Origin of the sequence: Nitrosomonas ureae (assembly GCF_001455205.1) — a bacterium.
Taxonomy (GTDB): domain Bacteria; phylum Pseudomonadota; class Gammaproteobacteria; order Burkholderiales; family Nitrosomonadaceae; genus Nitrosomonas; species Nitrosomonas ureae.
This window is the reverse complement of the sequence record NZ_CP013341.1, coordinates 1,551,740-1,572,130: the sequence shown is the minus strand read 5'-3', so window position 1 is coordinate 1,572,130 and position 20,391 is coordinate 1,551,740. Positions and strand designations below refer to the sequence as shown.

Here is a 20,391-nt window from a genome sequence, read left to right as displayed (position 1 = left end):
CTTATCAGAAAAACTATTAATCAGCGCACGATGAATAAACTGTGGGGCAAGTAGAGTTTAGTCCTCCAACAGGATCGTTTCTTTGCTCACTCCAATTTAATACCTCCAACACCTGATCTTTATATTCCGGAACCCGTGACCAAAAAATGTAGTTTGCATGCAAGGTATCGCGGGCAAAAACAAGAATTTCGGAAACAGTAGGCACATAACCTGTTCCATCATTTCTCGTATTCTCATAATTTTTCCGCATAACCGTTGGGGCCATAGCCATCATGCCAGAAAAATCCGAATAATAATTATAAACTCCTTGGTTGGGATCGTATTGTGTAGCTTTAAAACTCAATCCATTTTCATCCTGGAAAGTATCCGGACCACTTAGCGTTGCTCCCATATCCCTGAGTTGGGTTACTAGTGAATTAAGAATTGGGCGTGGATAATTGACTTCCTGAATCGTCATTGTATTGGGAAAGAACAAGCGCATTTTCTGATTCACTTGAATCATATTCACATAAAATTCATCGGCTTGGACGCTTAATATGGGCTCAAGGGGCTGACCCATAGCACTTTCTATCATACCAATACCTTCAAAGTAAGGATGCGAATTATAGCGCTCTCCCAATGCCTTAAATAAGGCAATCAAACGATCACGCACTTGAGGATTCCACAGCTTAATGTTATACCCCCTAATAGTGGTTGAGCCATAATCCGAAAAAGGAAATTGCCCACCCTCGTATGCAACACCTTTCACATAGTCAGGCACGAGTTTCCAATTCGGATCAAATGATTTCGTTTGTACCTGAATGACCAGACGTTTATCCCTGGCAGTCAGTTCAGCGAGGCGCTTATCAATAGATGAGAAATCATATACACCTTTTGATTTCTCAAGCTCTGCCCATAGATAACGCATTTGTATTCCACGTAATGCTGGGGTTGCTTTGATTTCACTATATACCTGAGATAGATATGCAGAATTGTTATTGCCCCAACTCATGATTGTATAATAATGACCCGGATGCCATTTGACCGCAGCAGGGTCTGTTGTTGCAGCTGATACATTCAATGGAGCTAAAACCATACTGATAATAAGCAGTAATGAAGCGACTAGAATACGTGCCGGTTTAACTCTTATACTGGTGTTTGGTGTTATCGAATTGATAACCAATAATTGATCATTGGTTTTCATAAGTAATTCCTCCTTAAAGTTTAAGGTAGGAACTGCATGGATACGCTCTGAAGTCTTATTACTCGAGACTCGTCCGTCCTCATACATGAGTAAAACGAGTGGCGTTACCTGGCAGTCCTGCCATCCTGGGGCATTTGCCCTTTAGATCAGTGACTTTGCGTCCCCCGCTTTCGCAGAGTTTGCCTTTTTCATATTGCGACTTTGGGTGCGGTTATCGCTACCGTAGGATTATGTTCATTTGATTCCTCCTTTTAGTTTAGTTAAAAGGCAGGAACTGCGTGGATACGCATCGAAGTGGTATGGCTCGATTCGTTTTATTCACATGCGTGATTAAAACGAGCTGCGGTATCTGGCGGTCCTGCCATCATGGGGTGTTTACCCTTTAGATCAGTGACTTTGCGTCCCCTGCTTTCGCAGGGTTTGCCTTTTTCATCTTTCAATTCTCAATTGCTATTGCTATTGCTATTGCTATTGCTATTGCTGCAGCTGTAGATAGGTCTCCATATTTGAGAAACACTTGTTTAAAACACAAAATACATTATTCATATATAAGAAATTTAGTAATTTCAGCTAATACTTCCTATCTACGCTGTAACGCTCTAGCACATTAAAAACACAAGACTTCATCCCGTCAGTTTATCGGGAATATCATCGCTATTTCACACAAGATGAATAAGAAGCAGGGCAAACAGGATTCAATCCACCTGCATCAGTCGTCTTTTGCGCACTTTGATTTAATACCTCCAGTACCTGAAGGTAATGTGCTTCCCGTGTCCAAAAGATATAGTTAGCATTCAATTTATCGCGCGCAAAAGCCAGAATCTGAGAAACAGTTGGCACATAACCGCTTCCATCACCCTTCGTATTTTTATAATTCTTTGGCATAACCGTAGGAACCATAGGTATCAAGCCGGAGAAATCCTCATAGTAATTGTAAACTCCCTTATGTGGATCATATTTTGTTCCTTCAAAATTCAAGCCTTTTTCTTCGATAAAAAGATCCGGACTACTCAATGCAGTTCCGATATCTTTGAGGCTACCCACGAATGACGCGAGAATTGGGCGTGGATAATTAACTTCCTGAATCGTCATCGTATTGGGAAAAAATTGACGCATTTTCTGCTGCACAATGATCTTATTATTATAAAATCCAGCAATCTGAGCATTTGTGAGCGGTTCGATAGGCTGTCCAAAAGCAGTTTCTATCATGCTGATACCCTCAAAATTAGGATGTGAGTTGTAACGCTCTCCCATTGCCTTGAATAAAGCAACCAAGCGAGTCCGCACTTTGAGATTCCACAATTTGATATTACGCCCTCTTATTTCTGTACTGCCATAATCCGTAGTGTAAAATTCCCCACCTTCATATTCAGCTGTCTTCATATAAGTTGGCACAACTTGTCTTTTATTGAATGATTTTGTTTGCACCTGAATAACAAGACGCTTTCCTCTGGTGGATAATTCAGCGAGACGTTTATCGATGGATGAAAAATCATACACACCTTTTGCTTTTTCCAGATCATTCCAGAAATAACGAATCATCATTCCATTCAATGCCGGTGTTGCATCAAGCTCGCTATATACTTGTGACAAGTAGGTTGCATTATTTTTGCTGGAACCCTTTATTATGTAATAGTGCCCCGGATGCCATTTAACGGCCGTAGGATCCGCTGTTGCCGCTACTACGTTCAAGGGTACTAAAATCATACTGACAATAAATAATAGTGCGGCTACTAAAATATGTGCTGGCCTAATGCTCGTGCCGATAGTTAGTGTTTTCGAATTAATAATCAGTAATTGATTATTGGTTTTCATAAGTAATTCCTCCTTAGAGTTTCAAGAAAGGAACTGCATGGATACGCTCTGAAGTTTTATTACCCGTGACCTATCTAGTAAGTACGTGAGTGAAACAAGTGGCGTTACCTGGCAGTCCTGCTATCATTGGGAGATTTCCCTTTAGATCAGTGACTTTGCGCCCTCTGCTTTCGCAAAGTTTGCCTTTTTCAAGTTACAGAACTAACTAAGCACAAACTGTGCCACAATTTAATTCTTTACGATGCGCATTACATTCTTAAAAGCTAAGAATGCTGTACAAATATTGCTATAAAAAGAAAATTAAAAAAGTAAAAGCTTTATGCAGTGCCAGGATATTATTTACATGGAATGCTACTTTTCCTATTTTTGATCAAAAAATATGACATTTTTTGTCACATCCCGACAAAATAGTAAGAAATAGCTTTTCTTTATTTTACAAACTGAGATTGGAGGTGGGCATTAGTTGAGCATTAATTATGCAGTCTACATTTCATGCTAATTTTTAATCTGGGATCAACGCCTCCCATCGTACCAAATCGGAAGCTTCTTCTTGTTCTGCAGAGCCTTGCGAGGACTGAATAATACGCTAAAGAATTGCATGGCAATTTCTCGCCCGGTGTACAGTTGCACTTTGCGCGGTGATGTGATCAGCGGATGACGAGTCAGAATGGTGAATTTCAGACCGCGTTTGTGTCCCCATTTTTTCAACAATTGACTTAAATCGATTTCATCAGCAGCGAATAATTCCTGGTTAAATCCACCGACATCGCGGAATGCGTCAGTGCGACATACGACTAGCGCCCCGGATGCCCAACGGAAGGTAATCGATAGCACGGTCCAAAGCTGCATCGCAGCATTGCCCCACCACGGTAAATTGGGCATGTGCATGACACTACCGCAACCGACGTATTTTCTGCTTTCAATCATTTGCAAAATATCGGCAACCATATTGACATTCAATAAACTATCGGCATCGACAAACAGCAACCAATCTCCTGTGGCGACTGCCGCGCCGGCATTACGCGCGCGCCCGATTTGATTGATCGGTTCAAATACCACTATCGCTCCGGCTTGTGTAGCAAGTTGCGCGGTTTTGTCGGTTGAATTGTTGTCGACAACGATAATCTCATAAGTGAAACCGGGTTTTGAGTTTGCGCTGACAGATTCCTGGATGGAGTTCAAACAATCCAGAATCAGCTGCTCTTCGTTAAAAGCGGGAACGATAACGGATAGGTGCATGTGCCAACAAAATTATTTTTGAGCAATAAACAAGAGTAGTACTGATAGGGAGAGCGAGGACAACACTCTCCCTTACAGACTTAGAACTCGCCTGACTTAATATAAGGTTGTGACCACAGAATCACTTGCATCAGCACCGATTTACGCCATGCGTCTTGCATGCGATCCACGTCGTCACGGGAATGGCCACCTTTTTCCAAAAACGGACGCAGTGTAGTGGTAATCGGGATCAACAACGCAAAGATATAATGGATATGAATGATAGGTACGGATTTTACATTATCGGTAGTATTTTTCTTTGAGCTGTGATGACGCAATCCGATTTCATATTGATAATTGAGCCAGTCTTGATTGTACTCGGCGTTGGCAGTATCAAGAATCCATTGTCCAAAACGTTTACGCACACCACCCAGGTAATCCATATTAGGTTGACCATCAGCTGCATTAGTGAAATAGTGCAATAGAAAAGGGGTTGAGCCGACAAAGCCGTACCATACATCCAGGATTTGTTCGACTTGATCTTTCAGCACATCGTGCGACATTTTCAGGTAACGTACATCATCATCGCCAAACAGACTGGCTTGTTTAAGTTTGGCAAAATCATCTATGGATACGGGAGATTTTTGCAGCGAAGTGCTGCCATAGGTATATCCGGGTATATTGGTTGTCATAAGGCTTCCTTTTGAAAGGTTAAACAATAAGCATGACTCAATCCATATTTACGCTATGTAATTGATATCATGCCTCTATAAATGGAGACAATAAATTATAAAAATCTGATCATGCACAGAAGTGCCACTCGCGATGCGCGATTTTACAGGATTGATTATTCATTCGGGTAGACTTTTTAAAACTAACCGTGAGGGGGACTTAATAAAGCATCCAGCCATTCTTTCCAACGCCGATACTTTTTCATGAGTACAGTGCCTGTTTGCTTATTTTCTATTTTTTGCATCTCCCGATGATAGATTGCTTTAACTCCACAGACCAATGCGGCAGTACCTTGCAGACTGGCTTCCTTTTGCTGCAAGTGATAAACCGGAAAAATAACACATTGTGCAATGCCATATTGCAAGCAGGGTAACTCGGATAAACCGCCGGATAAATAAACCTGATTTAACGGTGCGTGCTGGTGAAACTCTTCCAGGATACGCGCAACCCGGAAAATAATCGCTTCGAGCAACAGTAAAGCAACTTGTCGTGGGGTAAACCCTGTGAGGGGCTGAGAAAAATGAATGCCCCAATCGTTGCGAAAGTAAGGCGCACCCAGGCCACTAGGTTCTGCCAAGCAGAAAATATCGTTGCACGCCAGATCTTCGATGCAACATTCATTGACCGGGTAAGGCGCAAGCGCTGAGGCGATGGAATTAAGCGTCCCTTCGATAGCAAATTGCACTTGCCGGTTTCTGTTTTGATAAACCAATGTTTGTAAATATCCACTAGACGCCACTTCTCTCTTGGCAAACGAACGAATCACAAAGCCACCCGTACCCAGATTGACCAAAGCTTCGCTCTGATTATTTGCCAAACTGGCAATCAACGCCGCCGATTGATCGCCGACGCTAGCTTGTAAGATTAATCCATTATCTAAAGTAAGATTCAATTCTGTTGAAGGTCGGATTTGCGGCAAAATCGAACGAGGAACATCGAAAAAGTCACATAAAGTGTCTGACCACTGCTGCTGATGAATATCCATCAGCAGCGTGCGCGCGGCCATTGATGCATCGGTGATAAAGTGCCGCTTGCCTGTCCAGCGCCAAATCAAAAACGTATCCAGGGTACCAACCAGCCATTCACCTTGAATAAGCTTCTGCCGCCATGGCGGGTTTTCCTGCAACAGTACACTCAACTTAGGCCCCAGGTAATAAGGCGTTAAACGTAAGCCGGTAAGTTTGTGAATAGTATTTGAGGGCATCCGCAGACGATCGCAACAACTTGCGCCACGATCATCTTGCCAGGAAATTAATGGCGTTACCGGTTTACCGGAGGTTTTATCCCAGAGTAAAAAAGACGAACGTTGACTGCACAATCCCAACGGTGGATTATTCTGAGTTTGGGTTTGAGCAAGGCATTCTTTGAGAACCTGTTCAGCAACGACAGCATACTGCAGTGCATGGCTTTCGTATCGCCCATGGCAGCTGTCGATAGCAGGTGCCGGGTGAGTAACAATGTGCCGAAGCATTCCGTGATGATCCATCAAAGCTGCTTTGATGGATGTCGTACCTAAATCGAGTGCGATCGCCACTATCACTGCATGCTCCGATAATTTTTGCAACGTGTAATTTCCTGCGCAATCTGCGTATTGCTCCAATTCAAATTACCCGCTACGCGCTGCGCAATATGCAGCAATTGATCTTCAGTAAGTTTTGTCAGAATGAGTAATGGCAAACGGCGGCGCAGCAGATCATCCAGGTGCATAACCATCTCGGTTTCGGCACAATACATCAGGTCGGCACGAATAAAGGGTAACGCTGGAATAATGCGTTGCGCCAAATCAGGCTCCGTTTCGATCCGCTGGAAAATTTCTACGACACGCACACCATGGCGACGCAATAGCCATTGCGCACTCTCCGCATCAATACCTAGTTGCATCGCTCGTTCAGATATACGGGCAGACCAAACCGTGAAATTTTCCTGCGGCGCCCAAGGAAACGGACGATCCTGAGTAGCGCAAGGTAGTGAAATACCCAGTTGTGTGCATACTGCATCGACAATATGTGCAGCATCCTGGCGTGACGAAGTGATTTTTCCACCAATAGCATAATGTACGCCATTAGACGCAGATTTCAATTCCCAATCACGGCTGATTATTGAAGGTGAGCTGGAGGCGGTTGTCGATGCATTTTGCTTAAAAACCCGCAAACCGGCAAAGCTACCGATGATATCGCTGCGTGTCCATGATGTTTTCAAATAACTATTGGCAGCGGCAAGCAGATAATCGATGTCGCTGTCTTCAGCCAAAACCTGTTCCACATTGCCCTTGAAATCGGTATCGGTGGTTCCAAGGAGTGTTAAGCCGTACCAAGGAATCATAAAAAATACACGACCATCTGATTCGGTGGTCAGCAACAAAGCTTCAGTACTCAACAAAGCGGGCATGATCAGATGAACGCCCTTGGCAAGACGGCACCATGCATTGCTTGGCGTCTCTTTAGTCAGCCACTGACCCGTCGTAAAAACAATTTGTTTAGCATCAATTCTTTGTTTGTTCTGGGTGAGTTGATCTTGAATGAATGCGCCATTAGCTTTGCCATCCACTTCCAGCACCTGAACCAGCCGGCAATAATTTACGCAGCAAGCACCGGCAGTCTGTGCACCTGCAATCAATTCCAGGGTCAATCGTACGTCGTCCGTTTGTGCATCAGCGTAAGTGAATCCTCCTTTCAGATTGTTCGCACTAATCATGGGAAAATGTGTGCTGAATTGCTGCACATCATAATAGCGATGATGCATGGATGTATTGGCGTCACCAGCCAAATAATCATACAACGACAAGCCCAATTTTAGTTGCAATCGGTTGAGACGCTGCTGTGCGTAAACCGGCACACCGAAGTGCAAAGGCCATACACGATGCGGTGCCGCACGCAGCAGCATGGTACGTTCTTTAAGGGATTTACTGACCAGTTTGAAATCGTATGTTTCCAGGTAGCGCAAACCACCATGAATCAATTTGGTCGACGCGGAAGACGTTGCGCTAGCCCAATCGTTTTGTTCGACGATAGCCACTTTCAGGCCGCGAAGCGCCGCATCATAGGCTGTCCAGGCGCCATATATGCCGCCACCGCAAATCAAAAGATCAAAAGATTGAGCGGATAATGCTGCAAAATCCCGTTTCATTGATCGCGCAGTGCCAGCGCTTTATTAGGTAAATCGCTGATCAGAATATCAACGCCCAGCTGCAAGGCCTTATTAATCTCAACATCGCTGTTGCAGGTATATACGCTGACACATTTGCGATGATCATGCAATAAATCGACAATGGCTTGATCGGTGCTTGAAATCGGCAGACAAAAACCATACAGAAAAGTATGGGTAGTGAGTAACCGACGTGCATCGGTAATGGTTTGGTCGGTTTCAAAGTTATAAATCAATGGAGCCCCCGCCCGATGGTAATGGGCATACTCAAGACTCGCAAGATTGAAGGAAGAAACCAGTATATTTTGATCAGGATCATTGCCAATCAAATCCAGCGTTTGGCGCATTTTTGTTTGATGACGAGAGGATGATTCCCACTCACGATTTTTAACTTCAATCAATAAATGGCAACATTGGCGGTAAGTCACCAGAAAATCCCGCAGAGTCATAATGCCTTCATCCTCAGAATCCGGATTAATCAGCGTTTGTAATTGCTGATAATCGAAATCATCGATGTTCTTATCGTTCAGTCCGATTTTATTAAGAAAACGATCATGCCACAGCACCGCGACTTCATCGCGGCTCAGCTGCACATCGGTTTCAATGCCGTCAATAGCATATCGTAGTGCTTTGTCGAAAGCACCACGGGTATTTTCCATGGCTTCCCGATTTGCACCGCGATGCGCGAATATCTTGCATTTTTCAGGTAGCGAGTTCATATTCGCGCATCGTGGTTATGAATAGCATTACATGATTATTGAGCGGTCTGCAACAACTCGATAATGACTGGGTCTTTAGCAATTTCAGCCGCAGTCTTTCCGGTTTTGCTTTTGATTTTTGCGTCAGCCCCTCTGCTCAGCAACACTTTTACCGCATCTGCATGATCATGCAAGCCCGCCCACATCAATGCCGTTATGCCATCTTCATTTTGCTGATTAATATCAGCGCCGCTATCCAATAAAATTTCCACAACCGGCACGTGTCCGTTTTGTGCAGCCAGAATCAGCGGGGTAAATCCATTATTGGCTTGATGGCGAACCGCAGCGCCATGTTTGATGAGCGTCTTTACTACCTCAGCATGACCCATTAATGACGCCAGGATCAAAGGTGTTGCGTCATTTTCGTCCTTTACGTCAACTTTGGCACCCTTTTCCAGCAGGGCATTGACAATATCAAGATGGCCATTCTGTGCAGAAACATACAACGGTGTAGTATTGTTGACGGCTACCAGGTCAACGGGGGCGTTTTTTGCCAATAAGGTTTCGACGATCGCCGTGTGTCCATTTCTTGCAGCCATGTATAGCGCAGTGGTATTGTCGGATGCCTGCGCATCAATTTTCGCTCCCTTGGCCAGAAGCTTATCGACAATGGCGCTTTTGCCTTCCATGGCGGCAATGATCAAGGCGTTAAGTTTTTCCTGGGTTTGCAGCTGAACATCCGCACCTTTTTCAAGCAGTGTATCGACAATCGCTTCATGGCCTTTTTGTATTGCCAGCATCAGCGGCGTAATACCGTCGGTGGTTTGAGCATTAATATCCGCACCTTTGGCTAGCAGCCTATTAACAATGTCAGCATAGCCATTTTTTGCGGCAACGGTTAATGCAGTGACATTACCCGCGTTTTTAATAGTGACATCAGCATTCTTTTCCAGCAACTGATCGACGATATCGGTATGTCCAAATTGGGAAGCGACAATCAGTGCGGTAAATCCCATTTCATTTTGGTAGTTAACATTGACACCTTTTTCCAATAACTGCTTAATGGTTTCTATATTTCCGGAAAATGCGGCTTTAAGAAATTCGCTTTCGTCTTCGGTTGCCGCATGTGCAAAAGATGTCACTAAAAAAATAAATATGATTGTGCGTGCGAAAAATTTGTACATGGTATTAATTGATTTTTTTATAGCATTCATTGTTACACCTATATCAGACTTGTTATTATCAACTATCGGGGTTATTAACGCGATTGAGTGATCAATGCAACATGCATTGAAATAGATTGGGCCTCATTGGCAATATTTTAACTCAGAAACATCTATTCTTAGGTTTAATTCGATGTGCGCGCAAGCATTCTGATGATTACAATTAAACGCCTGTAAAATTTATAAATAGTATATCTCGATGCTTTTCCGAATAACACGTAATGTTCGACAACTATGCATGATTGGATCATTCCTGATTGGCCTGCACCCAGTAATGTAAAAGCACTGTTTACAACGCGTACAGGTGGTGTGAGCCGTGGTGCAAAGGGTGTTTATTCTTCGCTGAATTTAGGTACACACGTTAACGATAATTTGGCTGATGTAACCCAAAATCGGACTTTACTACGCCATTACTTACCCGCTGAACCCAGGTGGTTGAAACAGGTGCACGGGACCATACCGATCGCGATAGATCATGCGACAACGGAAATTCCCGAGGGAGATGCAGTTTTCAGCCGTAAACAAAAAACAGTTTGCGCGGTGATGGTAGCCGACTGTCTGCCGGTATTGCTCTGTAATACTGCGGGTACTACCGTCGGTATCATACATGCAGGCTGGCGCGGGCTGGCCGGAGGAATTATTGAGAAATCCATTCATGCTATGCAAATCGATCATGATCAGCTGATAGCGTGGCTGGGGCCGGCAATTGGCCCGGATCACTTTGAAGTCGGACCCGATGTGTACGAAACCTTTGTCCACCATGATGCACAGGCGGAACAAGCATTTGCAGTAAAAAACGATGGGCATGAAAGAAAATGGCTGGCGGATATTTTTTTATTGGCACGGCAACGCCTGGCAAACAGTGGCATTACGCACATTTATGGTGGAGGGATCTGTACTTTCAGTGATCCCGAACGTTTTTTTTCGTATCGACGAGACAGCGAAACCGGGCGCATGGCTGCTCTAATCTGGTTTGAGTAAACTCTTCCTTAAGTTTATTGCAATGCAACAGCGTATAATCCCGCCTTTCTTTTTTAATTCGTGTTATGTCAACGCTTACCTGGATTATTGCTGTCAGCTTGCTGGGCGGTGTATTAAGTTTGATAATTGCGGCCATATTGGCGCTCAACGCTCGAATATCCTGGCTTTCAGTATTAATATCCTATGCCATTGGTGCATTATTGGGCGTCGCTTTTTTAAATACTCTGCCAGAAGCCCTTGAGCATGCAGACAACCCAACGCAGGTAACCCTCTTTGTATTATTCGGCATCTTAGTTTTTTTTATTCTGGAAAAGCTGGTGTTATGGCGCCATTGTCATTTGGAAGACTGTGAAGCTCATGATCCGCTGCATAGCATTGCGGCAACTCCGAACAGTCATCATGAGCATGATCATGGACGCAGTGGAATCATGGTGATCGTAGGGGATACCTTCCATAATTTTGTCGACGGCATTCTGATCGCAGCTTCATTCATGGTGGATGTGCAACTCGGCATCGTGACATCGATTGCGATTATTGCGCACGAGATACCTCAGGAAGCCGGAGATTTTATTATTCTGTTGAATTCCGGCTATACGCGCCGCATGGCATTTCTACTGAATGTAGTGTCCAGCCTTGCTACTCTGGTAGGAGGCGTACTTGCATATTTCATGCTGAATAAGATGGATTTTTTAATCCTGCCCTTGTTAGGAATTGCTTCCGCGAGCATGATTTATGTAGCGATGTCGGATCTGATTCCCAGCTTACATAAACGTCCTGAGATTCATGCTACTGTTCAACAAGTTATTCTTATTTTATTGGGAATTTCTTCCATCTGGCTGGTAGGAAATATTTTTCCCCATACTTAAACCGAGCTTAACCAATGAAATGATGATAACGTACAAAAATTTTAGAGATTTTTTCATGACAAAACAATTATTCGCGATATTACTGCTGTTTCTATTTACTCATGTTGTGCATGCCAATGAAAGCGATATCCTGGAAAAGGTTGAGAGTAGTGCGCGCTCATGGCTAGGATTTGTTGATCGCGAACAATACCAAGAAAGCTGGGAAAACTCATCGTCATTATTGAGAGCTAAAACACCTGAAGCCACATGGATAAAATCAATGACTACGCTCAGATCTTCGCGTGGCGCAATAAATACCCGATTTATCGCAACAGCGGGTGCAACAAAATCATTATCCGGATTTCCTGACGGAGATTATGTGGTTTTACAGTTTTACACCACATTTGCCGGAAAAGGCTTGATTCTGGAGACAGTCACGTTAGCCAAGGCACCAGATGGAACGTGGCAAGTTTGCGACTATGCGATCAAATAAACAATCTCGTGTAAAACTACGGAAAGTGCACGCTTAACATGTAATCCATAAACCGCCTAGAGCACAGTTTTTCTCTTCTTCCATTTCATTGGTTAATCGTATATCTGCGTTCATCCAGTGGGTTTGCGTATTTTAAATAAATCGAATAACTAAAAATCAGCCTGATGGACAAAAACAGAACCGCGGAACAATCATTGATAGTACTTGGCATGACCGCAGAAAAAGGCAGATGGCTGCTCGTTCTAGTTGGATTATTGATCAATGTTTGCTTAGGTTCCATTTATGCGTTCAGCGTTTTCAGAAAACCGTTAGAAGGCTTATGGGACATTACGTCCAGCCAAAGCGGTTATCCGTTTATGGTTTTTCTGGCAGTATTTGCAATCGTGATGCCCCTGGCAGGCAATTTAATCGCACAATGGGGGCCAAGAAAGACCACCATGCTTGGCGGCATGCTGGTGGGAATAGGATGGATTGCTGCAAGTTTCTCACCGGATATCCTTACCCTGACGATTTTATATGGAGTAATCGGCGGTACCGGGGTCGGCATCGTTTACGGCTGCCCGATTGCGGTGATCGCGAAATGGTTTCCGCTGAAAAGTGGATTAGCGATTGGTTTAACAGTCATGGGATTTGGTATATCAGCGCTAGTCACAGCACCCCTGATGAAAGCGATGATCGACAATCCGGATATAGGCATCATGAACACGTTCCTTTATTCAGGGATAGCATTTGGTGTAATCATTACGCTTCTGGCGCAGTTATTGAGCTTTCCCGCGGCCAAATGGACATCTGCGGAATCGGAAGCAACCGCTACGGCTATATTGCCAGCTTTAAACTTATCCAGACAAGAAATGCTAGAAACTCCCAGCTTCTATGCGTTATGGGCCACCTACACCATCGGTTGTCTGGCCGGATTAATGGCGATTGGCATCGCATCCCCGGTGGGTACGGAAGTAGCCAAACTGGATGCGACCATGGCAGCGCTGGCTGTTTCACTTTTTGCGATATTTAATGGCTTGGGACGACCCATATTTGGCACTATAACCGATAAGCTGGGCCCGAAAAATACCGCGATGCTCTCATTTACCCTGATATTTGCAGCATCCCTATTGATGTTTTTTTTCGGACAAGAAAACGCGATGCTGTATGTAGTCGCATTCTGCATATTATGGATGTGCCTGGGCGGATGGCTTGCGCTGGCGCCCACTTCAACCGGAATCTTCTTCGGAAAGCAGTACTATGCCCAGAATTACGGAGTAGTGTATACAGCCTATGGCGCTGGTGCAATTCTGGGAACACTGATATCGGGTAATATCAAAGATATCACCGGTAGCTATTTGGATGCATTTCCCATAGTGGCGGGGTTAGCGCTGCTTGGGATAATTATTGCCGCGCTCGGATTGAATCCCGTTAAGCGCCAATAAACCGGTTAAAAAGTAGTGCTGAAAAACCTTATCGTATTAAGCAGATGAAACCATAGCCGAACCGCACATGACTGTTCCTTTCGAATTTTGGCTGCACCACGCAATCTTCTACGCATTACTTTTTCTTATTCATTATGTGTGCGGATTACTCGTTATCCATCGAAATTTCAAAGTTAACTACACACGCAAAATAAATCATTTCGCATTTTTCTTTCTGCCGCCTTTGCTGTCACTGGCCATTGAATATACATACAGCCCGGCAACATTTTTCATCGATTTAATCTGCGTATTCATTTTCCTGACATTCTTTATAGAGCCCTTGCGCAATAAAGTTAGAGTGCTTTCCATAATGTTCTGCTCGTTTGATCGGCCGGAAGATAGGCCATTCACCTTGACTTGGCTGTACACCCAGTTTATCGCCAGTTACTTGGTATTAATCCCGTTGCTGGTTTATTTCGAAAGCCGTGAGATGCTGCCGCTCGTGATGATCATCATCATTGCCAATGGCGTGGGCGATGGGCTTGCGGAACCGGTCGGCATAAAATTTGGCAAGAAAAAATATACCACTTATGCGCTTTTTACCCAGCAAAGGTATGTTCGAAGCTATATCGGCAGCGCTTGCGTATTGATATCAACTGTTATTGCAATATTGGCATTTCACCAATTTTTCAATGCTACTCAGCTCGTGGTTGCTCTACTGGTAATGCCAATTCTGATTACTTTAGCCGAAGCTTTTTCTCCACATACCTGGGATAGTCCGCTCATCTATGCATCCGGCGGCGTATCATTAATTGGTATTTTTCATTATTTGTGAAGAGAAGAGCAATTCACCGGCAACATCGCTTTTTCCTTCATCAAGCATACCGGCGAGCACCCTTTCCTCGCCATCGGCTTATTGCCTAACGACGATCCCAAAGATCCGCGCTTGTCGGTGGGTCAGAGAAACGGCGAAAATGACGAATGCTGGTTCCGCGCGCCACTGGCCGAGCAATTGTTGAACGGCAATCCTTACCCCGTGCAGTTTTACATCCAAAACGATTTCAACCGGAAAATCCACCTCAGTTTGTTCGAAGGCATCGCCGCCCCGGCACCTTTTGAGCAAGTATCTAACGAAGACACGCTCACGCTGATCGGCCATGACCGCGCCGCCGACATCCAGGATGTTTACATGTTACTGGAACGCAGCCAGATAACGGACTATGAATTCCTGGCGGGCTATCGCTACAGTATTTCCTACCTGAATCAACCGGAAATCCACAGCATCGAAGACCAAATCGGCCTCGGCGCGGACGAAATCCGCCTCACCCTAACCGCCGATGACATGGCCACCAATTTCCTCGATTTTACCGACGAAGATTTCGACGACGACGAACCGCAGATGCTCAACTCTTATTACCCCAAAAATACCGCGTTCAACGACCGGCTCAACATCACCGTGTTCGAACTGGACAGCGGCGAAGACGACGACGGTCCCTTCACCGCCATAATTTCCGCATCAAAGAAAGGCGAAAACAGCCGGGAATCGTCGCTCATCATCGAAGCGGAAGGCGCGGAGTACCAGATCAGTTACAAACTGAGCCGGAATCCAAACTGGTGAAGGTGGAATGCATTTATTTTTTGGGCAGCTTGTTTTTGGCTTCGTAAGACGGATGCCCGAAGGATAATCCGTCAAATCAAATCCAGTAGTAACCGATTATCCAGGGAAAACACTTTCATTCGGTGGAACGCTTTCAGCTTCCGCCTTACGTGGGTTAGTTTTTATAAGTGCTGTTACAATATGGGTGCGAAAGTTGAGCATTGTCAAAACTGCCTGTTCCACCATCTTCTTTTCGGATTTTGTGGTCGATAGAGATCGATTTTGGATGAAGTATTCCACCACATATCTTGCATCTCGGAGCCGAATTAATAGCCTCCGCTATATATGCTGCACTTTTTGTTGATTTTGAAAAAGAAGTTGAATCAGTATCAGATTGGTGAATCTCATCCAAGTCTATATATGAAAACTCATGAGATTTACCTAATTCAACAAGAACATCATCTGCATTAGTTGCGGAAGCCAGCTTTTCAAGAATCGCATGGAAAAACCTAACTAGGGGAACCACTGCTTTATTAGCTTGCCTTGCTTTCCTAACAATTTGTTGAATTACAATATCTGACTTGATAATTATATTTTCAAACTCAACCCTGTGCTTTGTAAAAACTTTTAACCTACTTGACTCTGATAATTCTTTCGAAAAAACAATTATTGCGTGAAAACAGCTAACTCTAAAGTTACCAGATTGGCTATAGATATATACAGCTGGATGAAGGCCTAATGATGATTGGTGACTATCGTTAACTCGCTGCAAAGATTTCTTGATTTCAACTAACGCTTTAAGCGTCTCTTCTCCATTTTTATCCTCATCATGACTATTGGCTCCCAGCAACTTAACAAGTTCGAAAACCATCGATAAAGAATTGCTCGCGTGGTTTTTCCCACCCAAAGGTAAGTCTAAAGTCTTAATCGGAGTTAAAAGCTGCGGCTTAAATATCAGATCGTTAATTATTTCTGCTTCATTCTGAATCTTATTAGATAGTTCTGGCTCGAAGACCTTCCAGTATTTGTATCCTTGCCCACCTCTCAAAATTGCCCTTGAACACAAACCCGCTGGCTTTCTTCTAGCTTCTAATATGGCAATTTCCGTATCACTAATGGGTGTGGATTTCTGATTAATCTTGAAAAAACTACTTTCAGCTTTTTTTGAATCTCCATCTACCCATTGTAATTGCAAAGCTCTTGTGCCGAAATTCTTAAGCCGTTTTCTAACATGCTCAGCAGCAACTTCTGGTTCAAATAATGCGTCTTTAAAATCCTTGAAGGAACCAATTTCTTGATTGATAATTTGACGAGCTTTTTTTGCAGCTTCTATTTGTTGTTCTGGTATGGCATTATCGAAAAACTTTCTAGAAATTTTACCATCACCATAATCATCGTTAACCCAAGCAGCTATTGCACTAATCCTATGGGCACCATCTATCACAAATGTATAACTATCAGCGTACTTCCAAAGAATTATCGCTGGCACTAAATCACCGTCCAAAAAACTTTCAACAAGATCTTTTACCTTCTCAACATCCCACTCATTTGTTTCACGCTGAAAATCAGGTTTTCGTAATGATGAGAAGAAGAAGCCAGGAATTTCAAAGTCACTATAACTCAGAGTTGTCTTATGTGGCCCTTGAGAATTGTGTGCTTGATCCTGAACTTCAAAGTCGTCTCTTCCGATAAGAGCATCTAAGAATAATTTTTGGGGCATTTTACATCCTTATTTTTGAGCAACTCGACTCATAATCACAATCAAACATCCAAAATAACTTGAGCTAAAACTTCAGAGTAATATCCAATCCTGCAACATTCACTCTATCCTCTTATTTTTTATAAAACCGTCACCAATTTAGGTTTTATCATCAGAAGGTATCAGATCCATACCAGCGAAGCATACCCCCCAATCGCCGTCCCGTGCAATTAATAGCTAAATCTGCGGATCAACCCCCACCATAACAGACTCGCTAAAATGCAATAATGGATTCGCGATGCAATTACAAGCGTTAAGGAAGCTTCAAGCAAAATTATGATTACTTTATATGGCATTGAGTGGTCACGGGCGAAATATGTATTGTTCACACTGGCGGAACTTGGCCTGAATTTCCAGTATGTCCGGATAAACCCATTCGAGAAAGTGAAGAATGCGCCCGAGTATTTAAAGCTGAATCCACTGGCGCAGGTGCCCACGCTGGTCGATGGCGATCTGGTGCTGACCGAAGCGGTGGCGATTAATTTTTATCTGGCTAGAAAATACGGTGCTGGGAAGCTATGGGTAGATCGGCTCGAAGACGAAGCACAAATCTACAAATGGAGTCTGTTTGCTCTCACTCAAATGGAAACTGCCTGTGTGAATCTTATTCTGCACCGGAAAGTTTTCGATGCGAAAGTTAGAAATCCGGACATCATCCAGGTGGCTGAAAAGAAACTGACGAAACCGCTTGAGGTATTGAACAACCATCTTGCCGGTAAAGATTTCCTGGTGGCCGGCAAATTTACCGTCGCAGATATCAATATGGCGGGTGTATTGTCCTTTGCGCTGGGCGGCGAATTTGATTTTTCGCCCTATCACCATGTGGCGCGGTATTTGGATGCTATTTTATCGAGATCGGCGTGCAAGAAAGCGAGAATTGCTCCCTATACCTAAGGAAACGCTGATTAATTGGACGAATGCGATGAAGCACAAGACGCATGGAACGCAGCAACTGAGACATATCAATAAGATAGGCGAAGGCGCGAGTACCGCGCAACGAAGTGATTCGCTCGTGCAGTCAATTAATCAGCGTTTCCCTAAATTCGCGCATCATTGATGCGCATGTAATGCCCGATACCGTTTTCTTGCTTCTTCTTCCTTCAGCGTGTCATCAATTTCACGCAGAACGCTTTGCAGGTTGACCGGTTTTTCAATACGTTCGAAGTGCCCGGTCAAAACGCTGTCCTGATGGAGTTGTCCGCTTTGGTAGAGTGACCATATCTCCATGCCATAACTCGTCGTTAGCAATTCAGGCGCAAACTGACCGAAATAAATTGCCAAGTTCTCGACATCGCGTAGCAGCATTTTGCACGCTTGGTTATTGGCAGATGCGTCGATCGCTTGCGGCAAATCGATGATCACAGGCCCGCTACTGTCGACCAGCACGTTATATTCGGACAGATCGCCGTGGATAATCCCTGCACATAACATGCGAACCACCTGCGTTATTAGTGCGCGGTGATATTCACGCGCTAATTCGGCAGTCAGCACAAGTTCGCTGAGCCGCGGGGCTGCATGGCCATTGCTGTCGGTCACCAGATCCATCAGCAATACGCCCTCATGAAAATGATGCGGCTTGGGTACACGCACCCCCGCAGCAGCGAGCCGGTACAACGCATCCACCTCTGCGCTTTGCCAGGATTCTTCCTGTGCTTTGCGTCCGTAGCGGGTGCCTTTTTCCATGGCGCGTGCGCGACGGCTGTTTTTTACCTTGCGGCCTTCGGTGTAATCCGTGCTTTGGCGGAAACTACGTTTGTTGGCTTCTTTGTATACTTTAGCGCAACGTATCTCTTCTCCACAGCGAACCACATAAACCGAAGCTTCCTTGCCGCTCATTAATTGACGGATAACCTCATCGATAAAGCCATCCTGGATCAGGGGTTCAATTCTTTTTGGAGTTTTCATTCGTGTAAATACTACGCTTATATTGTGATATTCGTCTTAGCAGACCGTTGAAAAACTATCTGCGGCGTTAAAAACAGGACTTGAATGATGCTATCCGGAATGTTTAACCGTACATTGTACCGATTTGCCGGTATTTCAATAGGGGTGTTTTTATATGTTTGGCGGGATCATGCGAAGTGGAGCATTTTTAATCAGCGGAACGCTTCCAGCTTCCACCTTACGCGGGTTTATGCGCTTGTCATGCATTTTTACCAGCCTCTTATTGAACGCAATTTAGCTTGCAACGACGCTGATAGCTCAGCAAACCCTTCGCCCTTTGGCAAATAACGGATATGGCGTAAGTGGCGAAGGTCAAAAGGTATATCATGCTCAGATTGAGTTATTAGCCTCACTTCTTTGCCTTTTGCATGAGCAATGCCTACCTCATAGAAAACATAGGATTTTTCCCCGAGCAGTCGCAAACCGCAACCTTAGCTCTAGCAATGATATTTACGATATCCTGAATTACTGCACGGTGCTCCCAAATCATCTGCCCGTACGCAAGAAAAGCCGATTGAGGTTGTTGCTTGCTGATATGCGTCCCTTTCCAGCAACCATCATGCGCAGGTATCCGCTTTGATTACAGCTGCCAATATCACCGGCATCATTCACATAACAATTAGTGTACACTTATATCGTGTACACGATATCAGCAAAGGATGCAATCGATGAAAAATATTACATTAAGCGCGGATGATAAATTGATTGAAGCCGCTCGGGAACGTGCACGCGCCGAGCAAACCACACTGAACGAACAATTCCGCCGCTGGCTGGCAGATTATGTGCGGCAGGAACAACAAACCGGATCCGCCATGACATTGGTAGAGGAATTACGTGGACAAGTACGCACGGGCGGGCGCAAATTCACGCGGGATGAAATGAATGAGCGGTGAATTCATCGATACGAACGTTTTTATCTACCTGTTCGACGAAACCGATGCACGCAAGCGCGGAATCGCGGACCGATTGGTCCGGAGCGCACTGGAGACGCGCAGCGCCTGCATCAGCCATCAAGTTGTCCAGGAAACGCTCAATGTGGTGACGCGCAAACTACCTTTTCCCATGAGTCCCGAAAATGCGCAGCGCTTTCTGCAACAGATTCTGACACCCTTATGGCGGGTCATGCCCAGTCCAGCGCTTTATCAGCGTGGCCTTGACCTGCAAGCACGCTATGATTTTAGTTTTTACGATGCCTTGATTGTCGCCGCAACCCTTGAATCCGGCAGCACGCGCTTGTACACGGAAGATTTGCATCACGGCCAGAAAATCGAGGGATTGCTGGTTGAGAATCCTTTTATTGATTGAGCTGAAAGGCGATTGCGCAAATAATGGATACACTGATTAATTCGCCGGGCA

At 44.5% G+C, this 20,391-nt stretch carries 21 protein-coding genes and 3 riboswitches; of the genes, 10 read left to right on the top strand and 11 right to left on the bottom strand.

Annotated elements, in window-relative coordinates; translation table 11 throughout:
* Window positions 1–16: 16 nt before the first annotated feature.
* The 8 genes from ATY38_RS07200 to ATY38_RS07165 form a co-directional block, all read right to left on the bottom strand.
* Window positions 17–1,183: a hypothetical protein gene (locus ATY38_RS07200; RefSeq protein WP_062558713.1), complete on the bottom strand. Its 1,167-nt coding sequence runs from the start codon at window positions 1,181–1,183 to the stop codon at window positions 17–19.
* A 107-nt stretch (window positions 1,184–1,290) separates the two neighbouring features.
* Window positions 1,291–1,377: riboswitch (cyclic di-GMP riboswitch) on the bottom strand.
* Between the two features lie 154 nt (window positions 1,378–1,531).
* A riboswitch (cyclic di-GMP riboswitch) is annotated at window positions 1,532–1,618 on the bottom strand.
* A gap of 219 nt (window positions 1,619–1,837) precedes the next feature.
* Window positions 1,838–2,998 carry a hypothetical protein gene (locus ATY38_RS07195; RefSeq protein WP_062558712.1) on the bottom strand — a complete coding sequence of 387 codons (1,161 nt, stop codon included), beginning with the start codon at window positions 2,996–2,998 and terminating at the stop codon, window positions 1,838–1,840.
* A gap of 107 nt (window positions 2,999–3,105) precedes the next feature.
* Window positions 3,106–3,192: riboswitch (cyclic di-GMP riboswitch) on the bottom strand.
* A 319-nt stretch (window positions 3,193–3,511) separates the two neighbouring features.
* Window positions 3,512–4,237 (bottom strand): glycosyltransferase, encoded by a 726-nt coding sequence (locus ATY38_RS07190; RefSeq protein ID WP_062558711.1) that lies wholly within the window; start codon window positions 4,235–4,237, stop codon window positions 3,512–3,514.
* 80 nt (window positions 4,238–4,317) lie between these two features.
* Window positions 4,318–4,908: a protoglobin domain-containing protein gene (locus ATY38_RS07185; protein WP_062558710.1), complete on the bottom strand. Its 591-nt coding sequence runs from the start codon at window positions 4,906–4,908 to the stop codon at window positions 4,318–4,320.
* A 182-nt stretch (window positions 4,909–5,090) separates the two neighbouring features.
* Window positions 5,091–6,512, bottom strand: a complete 1,422-nt coding sequence (locus ATY38_RS07180; RefSeq protein ID WP_235590421.1) for an FGGY family carbohydrate kinase — start codon at window positions 6,510–6,512, stop codon at window positions 5,091–5,093.
* Window positions 6,485–8,074 carry a glycerol-3-phosphate dehydrogenase/oxidase gene (locus tag ATY38_RS07175; protein ID WP_062558709.1) on the bottom strand — a complete coding sequence of 530 codons (1,590 nt, stop codon included), beginning with the start codon at window positions 8,072–8,074 and terminating at the stop codon, window positions 6,485–6,487. Before ATY38_RS07175 ends, ATY38_RS07180 begins: the two co-directional genes overlap by 28 nt.
* Complete coding sequence (locus ATY38_RS07170) at window positions 8,071–8,811, bottom strand: glycerophosphodiester phosphodiesterase (protein ID WP_062558708.1); 741 nt, start codon at window positions 8,809–8,811, stop codon at window positions 8,071–8,073. Before ATY38_RS07170 ends, ATY38_RS07175 begins: the two co-directional genes overlap by 4 nt.
* Window positions 8,812–8,846: 35 nt before the next feature.
* A complete protein-coding gene (locus ATY38_RS07165; RefSeq protein WP_062558707.1) occupies window positions 8,847–10,004 on the bottom strand; it encodes an ankyrin repeat domain-containing protein in 1,158 nt (385 codons plus the stop codon).
* Between the two features lie 243 nt (window positions 10,005–10,247).
* Between ATY38_RS07165 and pgeF the strand changes: the two genes are divergently transcribed.
* The 4 genes from pgeF (at window position 10,248) to ATY38_RS07145 (ending at window position 13,756) form a co-directional block, all read left to right on the top strand.
* Complete coding sequence (gene pgeF, locus ATY38_RS07160) at window positions 10,248–10,994, top strand: peptidoglycan editing factor PgeF (RefSeq protein ID WP_062558706.1); 747 nt, start codon at window positions 10,248–10,250, stop codon at window positions 10,992–10,994.
* A gap of 65 nt (window positions 10,995–11,059) precedes the next feature.
* Entirely contained in the window at window positions 11,060–11,860 is an 801-nt protein-coding gene (locus ATY38_RS07155; RefSeq protein ID WP_062558705.1) for a ZIP family metal transporter, read from the top strand.
* A gap of 55 nt (window positions 11,861–11,915) precedes the next feature.
* The gene (locus tag ATY38_RS07150; protein WP_062558704.1) at window positions 11,916–12,332 is read left to right on the top strand and encodes a DUF4019 domain-containing protein; all 417 of its coding nucleotides are present in this window, start codon (window positions 11,916–11,918) and stop codon (window positions 12,330–12,332) included.
* A 164-nt stretch (window positions 12,333–12,496) separates the two neighbouring features.
* Complete coding sequence (locus tag ATY38_RS07145) at window positions 12,497–13,756, top strand: L-lactate MFS transporter (RefSeq protein WP_062558703.1); 1,260 nt, start codon at window positions 12,497–12,499, stop codon at window positions 13,754–13,756.
* Window positions 13,757–13,951: 195 nt separating this feature from the next.
* Here the strand turns inward: ATY38_RS07145 and ATY38_RS16465 are convergent, their stop codons facing one another.
* Window positions 13,952–14,104 carry a hypothetical protein gene (locus ATY38_RS16465; RefSeq protein ID WP_235590420.1) on the bottom strand — a complete coding sequence of 51 codons (153 nt, stop codon included), beginning with the start codon at window positions 14,102–14,104 and terminating at the stop codon, window positions 13,952–13,954.
* Between the two features lie 43 nt (window positions 14,105–14,147).
* On the opposite strand from ATY38_RS16465, the gene ATY38_RS16460 reads away from it, so the two are divergent.
* Window positions 14,148–14,570: a hypothetical protein gene (locus tag ATY38_RS16460; protein ID WP_235590419.1), complete on the top strand. Its 423-nt coding sequence runs from the start codon at window positions 14,148–14,150 to the stop codon at window positions 14,568–14,570.
* Window positions 14,571–14,651: 81 nt separating this feature from the next.
* On the top strand, window positions 14,652–15,353 hold the full coding sequence (locus tag ATY38_RS07135; protein WP_062558701.1) for a hypothetical protein: 702 nt from the start codon (window positions 14,652–14,654) through the stop codon (window positions 15,351–15,353).
* Window positions 15,354–15,507: 154 nt separating this feature from the next.
* Here the strand turns inward: ATY38_RS07135 and ATY38_RS07130 are convergent, their stop codons facing one another.
* On the bottom strand, window positions 15,508–17,052 hold the full coding sequence (locus tag ATY38_RS07130) for an HNH endonuclease (RefSeq protein WP_062558700.1): 1,545 nt from the start codon (window positions 17,050–17,052) through the stop codon (window positions 15,508–15,510).
* Between the two features lie 315 nt (window positions 17,053–17,367).
* Between ATY38_RS07130 and ATY38_RS07125 the strand changes: the two genes are divergently transcribed.
* Entirely contained in the window at window positions 17,368–17,985 is a 618-nt protein-coding gene (locus ATY38_RS07125; RefSeq protein ID WP_062558699.1) for a glutathione S-transferase family protein, read from the top strand.
* Window positions 17,986–18,013: 28 nt separating this feature from the next.
* Window positions 18,014–18,148 carry a hypothetical protein gene (locus tag ATY38_RS16815; RefSeq protein WP_256325501.1) on the top strand — a complete coding sequence of 45 codons (135 nt, stop codon included), beginning with the start codon at window positions 18,014–18,016 and terminating at the stop codon, window positions 18,146–18,148.
* On the opposite strand, the gene ATY38_RS07120 is transcribed toward ATY38_RS16815, so the two are convergent.
* Complete coding sequence (locus ATY38_RS07120) at window positions 18,142–18,996, bottom strand: PA4780 family RIO1-like protein kinase (protein ID WP_062558698.1); 855 nt, start codon at window positions 18,994–18,996, stop codon at window positions 18,142–18,144. The genes ATY38_RS16815 and ATY38_RS07120 overlap by 7 nt on opposite strands.
* 707 nt (window positions 18,997–19,703) lie before the next feature.
* Between ATY38_RS07120 and ATY38_RS07110 the strand changes: the two genes are divergently transcribed.
* Together ATY38_RS07110 and ATY38_RS07105 are read left to right on the top strand one after the other, a co-directional pair.
* Window positions 19,704–19,928, top strand: a complete 225-nt coding sequence (locus ATY38_RS07110) for a hypothetical protein (protein ID WP_062560138.1) — start codon at window positions 19,704–19,706, stop codon at window positions 19,926–19,928.
* Window positions 19,918–20,340: a PIN domain-containing protein gene (locus tag ATY38_RS07105; RefSeq protein ID WP_062558696.1), complete on the top strand. Its 423-nt coding sequence runs from the start codon at window positions 19,918–19,920 to the stop codon at window positions 20,338–20,340. The genes ATY38_RS07110 and ATY38_RS07105 overlap by 11 nt, the downstream gene beginning before the upstream one ends.
* The last annotated feature ends 51 nt before the right edge of the window (window positions 20,341–20,391 follow it).

Excerpts from the sequence above, each read along its gene's own strand:
- ATY38_RS07165 (WP_062558707.1), bottom strand. The coding sequence starts at position 10,004 with ATGAATGCTATAAAAAAATCAATTAATACCATGTACAAATTTTTCGCA.
- ATY38_RS07110 (WP_062560138.1), top strand. The coding sequence starts at position 19,704 with ATGAAAAATATTACATTAAGCGCGGATGATAAATTGATTGAAGCCGCT.
- ATY38_RS16465 (WP_235590420.1), bottom strand. The coding sequence starts at position 14,104 with ATGGAAAGCACTCTAACTTTATTGCGCAAGGGCTCTATAAAGAATGTC.
- ATY38_RS07150 (WP_062558704.1), top strand. The coding sequence starts at position 11,916 with ATGACAAAACAATTATTCGCGATATTACTGCTGTTTCTATTTACTCAT.
- ATY38_RS07185 (WP_062558710.1), bottom strand. The coding sequence starts at position 4,908 with ATGACAACCAATATACCCGGATATACCTATGGCAGCACTTCGCTGCAA.
- ATY38_RS07125 (WP_062558699.1), top strand. The coding sequence starts at position 17,368 with ATGATTACTTTATATGGCATTGAGTGGTCACGGGCGAAATATGTATTG.
- ATY38_RS07170 (WP_062558708.1), bottom strand. The coding sequence starts at position 8,811 with ATGAACTCGCTACCTGAAAAATGCAAGATATTCGCGCATCGCGGTGCA.
- ATY38_RS16815 (WP_256325501.1), top strand. The coding sequence starts at position 18,014 with ATGAAGCACAAGACGCATGGAACGCAGCAACTGAGACATATCAATAAG.
- ATY38_RS07195 (WP_062558712.1), bottom strand. The coding sequence starts at position 2,998 with ATGAAAACCAATAATCAATTACTGATTATTAATTCGAAAACACTAACT.
- ATY38_RS07190 (WP_062558711.1), bottom strand. The coding sequence starts at position 4,237 with ATGCACCTATCCGTTATCGTTCCCGCTTTTAACGAAGAGCAGCTGATT.
- ATY38_RS07120 (WP_062558698.1), bottom strand. The coding sequence starts at position 18,996 with ATGAAAACTCCAAAAAGAATTGAACCCCTGATCCAGGATGGCTTTATC.
- ATY38_RS07105 (WP_062558696.1), top strand. The coding sequence starts at position 19,918 with ATGAGCGGTGAATTCATCGATACGAACGTTTTTATCTACCTGTTCGAC.
- ATY38_RS07130 (WP_062558700.1), bottom strand. The coding sequence starts at position 17,052 with ATGCCCCAAAAATTATTCTTAGATGCTCTTATCGGAAGAGACGACTTT.
- pgeF (WP_062558706.1), top strand. The coding sequence starts at position 10,248 with ATGCATGATTGGATCATTCCTGATTGGCCTGCACCCAGTAATGTAAAA.
- ATY38_RS07155 (WP_062558705.1), top strand. The coding sequence starts at position 11,060 with ATGTCAACGCTTACCTGGATTATTGCTGTCAGCTTGCTGGGCGGTGTA.
- ATY38_RS07200 (WP_062558713.1), bottom strand. The coding sequence starts at position 1,183 with ATGAAAACCAATGATCAATTATTGGTTATCAATTCGATAACACCAAAC.
- ATY38_RS07145 (WP_062558703.1), top strand. The coding sequence starts at position 12,497 with ATGGACAAAAACAGAACCGCGGAACAATCATTGATAGTACTTGGCATG.
- ATY38_RS07175 (WP_062558709.1), bottom strand. The coding sequence starts at position 8,074 with ATGAAACGGGATTTTGCAGCATTATCCGCTCAATCTTTTGATCTTTTG.